The organism is Kribbella sp. NPDC048928 (genome assembly GCF_043197975.1).
Taxonomy (GTDB): domain Bacteria; phylum Actinomycetota; class Actinomycetes; order Propionibacteriales; family Kribbellaceae; genus Kribbella.
The window spans coordinates 156269-163331 of record NZ_JBICUC010000012.1 but is presented as its reverse complement, the minus strand read 5'-3'; the positions used below and the strand labels follow the sequence as shown (position 1 = coordinate 163331).

At 69.4% G+C, this 7063-nt stretch carries 4 protein-coding genes; 1 reads left to right on the top strand and 3 read right to left on the bottom strand.

Features of this window, described 5'->3' with window-relative positions; all coding sequences use genetic code 11:
* Positions 1-179 precede the first annotated feature (179 nt).
* The 3 genes from ACGFI6_RS39055 to ACGFI6_RS39045 form a co-directional block, all read right to left on the bottom strand.
* Positions 180-1760, bottom strand: a complete 1581-nt coding sequence (locus ACGFI6_RS39055; RefSeq protein WP_393127717.1) for an ABC-F family ATP-binding cassette domain-containing protein — start codon at positions 1758-1760, stop codon at positions 180-182.
* A 150-nt stretch (positions 1761-1910) separates the two neighbouring features.
* Positions 1911-2117, bottom strand: a complete 207-nt coding sequence (locus ACGFI6_RS39050; RefSeq protein ID WP_393127716.1) for a DUF6343 family protein — start codon at positions 2115-2117, stop codon at positions 1911-1913.
* A gap of 16 nt (positions 2118-2133) precedes the next feature.
* Positions 2134-2805: a FadR/GntR family transcriptional regulator gene (locus tag ACGFI6_RS39045; protein WP_393127715.1), complete on the bottom strand. Its 672-nt coding sequence runs from the start codon at positions 2803-2805 to the stop codon at positions 2134-2136.
* 471 nt (positions 2806-3276) lie between these two features.
* Here ACGFI6_RS39045 and ACGFI6_RS39040 point away from each other — a divergent pair, with 471 nt between their 5' ends.
* Entirely contained in the window at positions 3277-7062 is a 3786-nt protein-coding gene (locus ACGFI6_RS39040; protein ID WP_393127714.1) for a multifunctional oxoglutarate decarboxylase/oxoglutarate dehydrogenase thiamine pyrophosphate-binding subunit/dihydrolipoyllysine-residue succinyltransferase subunit, read from the top strand.
* Position 7063: the final 1 nt, after the last annotated feature.

Genomic DNA, 7063 nt, shown 5'->3' with positions numbered 1-7063 from the left:
CGTCCACGTCCGGCGCGAGTCCACGTCCGGCGCGAGTCCACGTCCGGCGCGAGTCCACGTCCGGCGCGAGTCCACGTCCGGCGCGAGTCCACGTCCAGCGCGAGTCCACGTCCAGCGCGAGTCCACGTCCAGCGCGAGTCCACGTCCGGCGCGGGGCGACGTTTGAGTGCGGGCGACGGCTAGAGGGGGTCTATGTCGGTGAGGGACTCGGGGGTTAGGTCGAGCCAGCGGGTGATGCCTATTTCGCGGAGGAACGGGAGGTCGTGGCTGGCTATGACAAGGGCGCCGTTGTACGAGGCGAGGGCGTCTTTCAGTTGAGCGACGCTGGCGAGGTCCAGGTTGTTGGTCGGCTCGTCGAGCATCAGCAGCTGCGGCGGGGGCTCGGCGAGCAGTAGTGCGGCGAGCGTCGCGCGGAACCGTTCGCCGCCCGACAACGTACTGACCAGCTGATCCGCCGACCGCCCGCGGAACAGGAACCGTGCCAGCCGCGACCGCCGCTCCTGGTTCTCGGTCGTCGGGGCCAGCAGCGCCAGATTGTCGACGATCGACAGGTCGTCCCGGAGCAGGTCGAGCCGCTGCGGCAGGTACCGGAACGGCACCACCGGCAGCTCCCCCGTCACGATCGACTGCAGCAGTGTTGTCTTCCCGGCGCCGTTCGGCCCGGTCAGGGCGATCCGTTCGGGACCACGGATCTCCAGGTCGACGTGCGCCCCGGTCCGCAGTACGTGGTCCTCGAGCCGCAGCACGATGCGACCCGGGGGTACGGCGGTCTTCGGCAGGTCGACCCGGATCGCGTCGTCGTCGTGGACCTTCTCCTCCGCGTCCGCGAGCGCTTCCTGCGCCGAGTCGAGCCGGTCGGACTGCATCCCGAGGTGCTTCCCGGCCGACACCTGCGCCGACCGCTTCAGCCCGCCGGCGATGATCTTCGGGATCCCGCCCTGCTCGAAGGCGCGCTGTCCGCGGGCCCGGCGCTGGTCCATCTTCATCCGGGCGTCGATCAGGTCCTTCTTCTGTTTGCGTACGTCGGCTTCGGCCGCCCGCAGCATCCGCTCGGCGGCCTCCTGCTCGACGGCGACCGCCTCCTCGTACGCGGTCAGGTTGCCGCCGTACCAGGTGACGTCGCCCTTGCGCAGGTCACCGATCTGGTCGACCCGGTCGAGCAACTCCCGGTCGTGGCTGACGACCACGAGCGCACCGCGGAACTGGTCGACGGCGTCGTACAGGTGCCGGCGCGCCCGCAGGTCGAGGTTGTTGGTCGGCTCGTCCAGCAGCAGTACGTCGGGACGCCGCAGCAGCTCGGCCGCGAGCCCGAGCAGGATCGTCTCGCCGCCGGACAGCTCGCCGACGCTCCGGTCCAGGCCGACCGCGCCCAGCCCGAGCTTGCCGAGCAGCGCCTCGGCGCGTTCGTCGACGTCCCAGTCGTCGCCGATGATCGCGAAGTTCTCCTCGGAGGCGTCACCGGACTCGATCGCGACGACGGCCCGCCGGACCGCGTCGATGCCGAGCGCCTGGTCGACCCGCAACGAGGTGTCGAGCGTCAGGTCCTGTGGCAGGTACCCGAGCTCGCCGCTGACGCGGATCGCCCCGCGCTGCGGGGTGAGCCGGCCGGCGATCAGCCGGAGCAGCGTCGATTTGCCGGCACCGTTGCGGCCGACCAGGCCGGAACGCACCGGACCGGCCACGAACGTGAGGCCGTCGAACAGCACCTCGCCGTCGGGCCAGGCGAAGAAGAGGTCCGTACAGGACAGGGAAAAACTCATGAGTTGTCGACTCCAGCTGAGGTCTCGGACGAGACCGCGCACCGCAACGGTGGCGATCGATCGGCTACGAAGAGAACCTCAGTTCGACAACTCGAACCCCTGACGCCGGGAATGTGACACCGGAAAGCTTACGGACCGAGCCCGGGCTGATCAACTCTTTTCGGAACGCTTGCGCCAGGCAACGACCACCAGGTCCACCAGCGCGACCACCGTGAACGCCCCGAAGGCGACCACCCAGCCGCCGGGCAGGTCGTAGGCGACCGCCAGCACGGTCGCGACCGCAAACAGCACCACCCCGAACGCCGACAGCACGATCCGCAGCGTCAACGCACTCCGGGGCGGCGGCGGTTCGTACATACCTCCGATGTAACGCCTAAGGGGCCTTGCGGAGCCAGGTTTCGACGCCGGCGATGTGGGCGGTCATCCAGGCGCGCGCGGCCTCGGCGTCGCGGATCTCGATCGCGTCCAGGATCGCGGCGTGTTCGGACAGGGTGCGCTCGACCGCGCCGGCCTGGGTGACGCCGCGCCAGATCCGGGCCCGCTGGGTCGCGCCGGAGACGCCGTCGAGCAGCGAACAGACCACCTGGTTCCCGGTCGCCTCGGCGATCCCGCGATGGAACTGCAGGTCGTTCTCGACCAGCTCCTCGACGCCGGCGTCGGCGGCCAGGTCGCTGCACAGCAGCCGGAGCTCGGTCAGCTTCTCCGGGGTGATCCGGGTCGCGGCCAGCGCGGCGACACCGGGCTCCAGCAACCGGCGTACCTCGAAGAACTGCAGCACGGAGTCGTCGCGGTGCAGGTCGACCATGAAGCTCAGCGCGTCCAGCAGGTGCGCCGAGTCGAGGCTGGTCACGTACGTCCCGTCGCCGTGGCGGACGTCGAGCACGTTCACCAGCGTGAGCGCCTTGACGGCCTCCCGCAGCGAGTTCCGCGACAGGCCGAGCCGGGCGGCCAGGTCCGCCTCCTTCGGCAGCCGATCCCCCGGCCCGAGCTCCCCCGAGGTGATCATCGCCTTGATCTTGACGATCGCCTCATCCGTCAGCGCCATCCGGCAAGTATGGCGCCGGGGGTGTCCGGCCAGGGAGCTTGAAGGCCAATCACGTCGAGGTGGACTGATGCGGTGCGTGACGTTGGCCACACTTCTGCGCGATGCTGATCGTCACGGGTGGCGAGTGGACAACTGCATACAGTGGGCAGTCACGCTCAGAGCGCCGTCGGCGTGCGGTTCGGGTGCGGGCCGGAAAGGCCACCTCTGCAAGGGGTCCCGCAGTCCCGGCCGTCGCTCTCCGCATCCGGCCGGGGCGAACCGGAGGCGTGTGGCCTGAAACACCTTTGTGGGCGGTGTTTCAGGCGCCGGCGGATCGGCTCGCCGGGGCCCGACCACTCGACACACTGGTCCGGTGGTCCCCGGCTGTGGAAGTCGTCCGCGTGCTATTAGCCTTTGCTTGGGACACCACCCATAACATCAGCATTAAGCACTGCGGTACCGGACCCGAAATCGGAAGAGGCGAACTGCCAAGTGGCCACCGAGCCATCAGACACCAATCCCCTAGCAGCCTTCGGTGCGAACGAATGGCTGGTCGACGAGCTGTACGAGAAGTACCTGCAGGACCCGAATTCGGTGGATCCGGCGTGGTTGGACTTCTTCAAGACGTACAAGCCAGGTGATGACGCGGCGCCGGTGACAACCACCCCGGCCGACGCTCCCCGGCCGGACGCAGTGTCCGACAACAAGACGCCCGAGGCGCCGAGCCGCGGCACCATGCCGACCGTGCCCGCCCCGAACGCCCCGGCCGCGGCCGCCGCGACCCAGACGCCGGCCGCAGCACCGGCCAAGCCCGCAGCACAGGCCCCGGCTGCGAAGGCGGCCACTCCCACCGGAGGCACGGTGAACCAGCCGCCCGGCGCGCAGCCGAAGGCAGCGCCCGCGACCAGCTCGGACGCCGAGCGAAAGATCCTCCGCGGCGCCCCGGCGCGGACCGCGCAGAACATGGAGACCAGCCTCCAGGTCCCGACCGCGACGAGCGTCCGCCAGGTGCCGGTCAAGCTGCTGATCGACAACCGGATCGTCATCAACAACCACCTCAAGCGCGCCCGCGGCGGCAAGGTGTCGTTCACGCACCTGATCGGCTGGGCGCTGGTCAAGGCGCTCAAGACGCTGCCGGAGATGAACGCGTCGTACGACGAGACCGACGGCAAGCCGACGCACGTCCAGCCGGCCCACATCAACCTCGGCCTGGCCATCGACATGCAGAAGCCGGACGGCACCCGGCAGCTGCTGGTGCCGTCGATCAAGGCCTCCGACGAGATGTCCTTCGCGGACTTCTGGATGGCCTACGAGGACATCGTCCGGCGCGCCCGGGACAACAAGCTCGCGCTGCCCGACTTCCAGGGCACCACGATCAGCCTGACCAACCCGGGCACCATCGGCACCCAGCACTCGGTGCCGCGGCTGATGTCCGGCCAGGGCTGCATCATCGGCGTCGGCGCGATGGAGTACCCGTCGGAGTACCAGGGCGCGGCCGAGGAGACGATGGCCAAGCTCGCGGTCAGCAAGGTGATGACGCTGACCTCGACGTACGACCACCGGATCATCCAGGGCGCCCAGTCGGGTGAGTTCCTGCGCCGGATCCACCAGCTGCTGCTCGGCGGCGAGGGCTTCTACGACGAGATCTTCCAGAGCCTGCGGATCCCGTACGAGCCGATCCGCTGGGCCGCCGACCTCCCGCACAGCCACGAGGAGGACATCAGCAAGCAGGCCCGGATCCTCGAGCTGATCCACGCCTTCCGGGTCCGCGGCCACATCATGGCCGACACCGACCCGCTGGAGTACAAGCAGCGCAGCCACCCGGACCTCGACGTCGCCACCCACGGCCTGACGCTGTGGGACCTGGACCGCGAGTTCGCCACCGGCTCGTTCGGCGGCAACGACCGGCGGTTCATGAAGCTCCGCGAGATCCTCGGCATCCTGCGCGACTCGTACTGCCGGACCACCGGTATCGAGTACATGCACATCCAGGACCCCGAGCAGCGCAAGTGGATCCAGGAGCGGGTCGAGCGCCCGCACACCAAGCCGCCCCGCGAGGAGCAGCTCCGGATCCTCGCCAAGCTGAACGAGGCCGAGGCGTTCGAGACCTTCCTGCAGACCAAGTACGTCGGTCAGCGGCGGTTCTCGCTCGAGGGCGCGGAGACCACGATCCCGCTGCTCGACGAGCTCTGCGAGGAGGCGGCCGGCGCCGGCCTGGACGAGGTCGCGATCGGGATGGCGCACCGCGGCCGGCTGAACGTGCTGGCGAACATCGTCGGCAAGTCGTACGGCCAGATCTTCCGCGAGTTCGAGGGCAACATCGACCCGCGGACCGTGCAGGGCTCCGGCGACGTCAAGTACCACCTGGGCGCCGAGGGCGAGTTCGTCTCCGAGTTCGGCGACAAGATCAAGGTGTCGGTGGCGGCGAACCCGTCGCACCTGGAGACCGTCGACCCGGTACTCGAGGGCATCGTCCGCGCCAAGCAGGACATCCTGGACCGCGGCGCCGCGTTCCCGGTGCTGCCGCTGCTCGTGCACGGTGACGCAGCCTTCGCCGGCCAGGGCGTCGTGGCCGAGACGCTGAACCTGTCCCAGCTGCGCGGCTACCGTACCGGCGGCACGATCCACGTGATCGTGAACAACCAGGTCGGCTTCACCACCTCGCCGGCCTCGTCGCGTTCGTCGATGTACTCCACCGACGTCGCCCGGATGGTGCAGGCGCCGATCTTCCACGTGAACGGCGACGACCCCGAGGCCTGCATCCGGGTCGCGGACCTGGCCTTCGAGTACCGCCAGGCGTTCAACAAGGACGTCGTCATCGACCTGGTCTGCTACCGCCGCCGCGGTCACAACGAGGGCGACGACCCGTCGTTCACGCAGCCGCTGATGTACGACCTGATCGAGCAGAAGCGTTCGGTCCGCAAGCTCTACACCGAGGCCCTGATCGGTCGTGGCGACATCACGATCGAAGAGGCCGAGCAGGCGATGCAGGACTTCCAGCAGCGCCTCGAGCGGGTGTTCGCCGAGGTCCGGGACGCGAAGAACGAGCCCGACACCGCGCCGCCGTACGTCACCGCCCCGGAGTACCCGAACAAGCCCGAGGGCCCGGACGCGACCGCGATCAGCCGCGAGGACCTGAAGAAGATCGCCGACGCGTACACCACGCTGCCGGAGGGCTTCACCGTGCACCCGAAGGTGCAGCCGCAGCTGCAGCGCCGGGCGCACGCGATCACCGAGGGCCCGCTGGACTGGGCGAGCGCAGAGATCACCGCGTTCGGTTCGCTGCTGCTCGACGGCCGGCCGGTCCGGCTGGCCGGTCAGGACAGCCGCCGCGGTACGTTCGTGCAGCGGTTCGCCGCGGTCATCGACCGGGTGAACGGTCAGGACCACGTCCCGCTGCAGCACCTGGACGAGGGTAACCAGGGCAACTTCTACGTCTACGACTCGCTGCTCAGCGAGTACGCCGCGCTCGGCTTCGAGTACGGGTACTCGGTGGCGCGGCCGGAGGCGCTGGTGCTCTGGGAGGCGCAGTTCGGCGACTTCGTGAACGGCGCCCAGTCGGTCATCGACGAGTACATCTCGTCCGGTGAGGCGAAGTGGGGCCAGAAGTCCGGCGTCGTGCTGCTGCTGCCGCACGGCTACGAGGGCCAGGGGCCGGACCACACGTCGGCCCGGATCGAGCGGTTCCTGCTGCTCTGCGCGGAGAACGCGATGACCGTCGCGCAGCCGTCGACCCCCGCGTCGTACTTCCACCTGCTGCGCCGGCACACGCTCGGCGAGGAGCACGTCCCGATGATCGTGTTCACGCCGAAGCAGCTGCTGCGCCGCAAGGAGGCCGTGTCGCAGCCGGAGGAGCTGACCCACGGCACCTTCCGACCGGTGCTCGGCGACGCCCAGGCGGAGGAGAACGCGGCCGCCGTCGAGCGGGTGATCCTGTCCTCGGGCCGGATCGTGTACGACCTGCTCGCGGAGCGGAAGAAGGTCGAGCCGGACAAGATCAGCACCGCGATCCTCCGGGTCGAGCAGCTCTACCCGCTGCCCGTCGACGAGATCACGGCCGAGCTGGCCAAGTACCCGAACGCGACCGAGATCCGCTGGGTGCAGGACGAGCCGGCGAACCAGGGCCCGTGGCCGTTCATGGCGCTGAACCTGACCGAGCACCTGGGCGGCAAGCCGTTCTACCGGGTCTCCCGGCCGGCGATGTCCGCTCCGGCGGTCGGCTCGCACGGTGTGCACGGCACCGAGCAGGCGACGCTGCTCAAGCAGGCGTTCAGCTGAC

Excerpts from the sequence above, each read along its gene's own strand:
- ACGFI6_RS39055 (WP_393127717.1), bottom strand. The coding sequence starts at position 1,760 with ATGAGTTTTTCCCTGTCCTGTACGGACCTCTTCTTCGCCTGGCCCGAC.
- ACGFI6_RS39050 (WP_393127716.1), bottom strand. The coding sequence starts at position 2,117 with ATGTACGAACCGCCGCCGCCCCGGAGTGCGTTGACGCTGCGGATCGTG.
- ACGFI6_RS39045 (WP_393127715.1), bottom strand. The coding sequence starts at position 2,805 with ATGGCGCTGACGGATGAGGCGATCGTCAAGATCAAGGCGATGATCACC.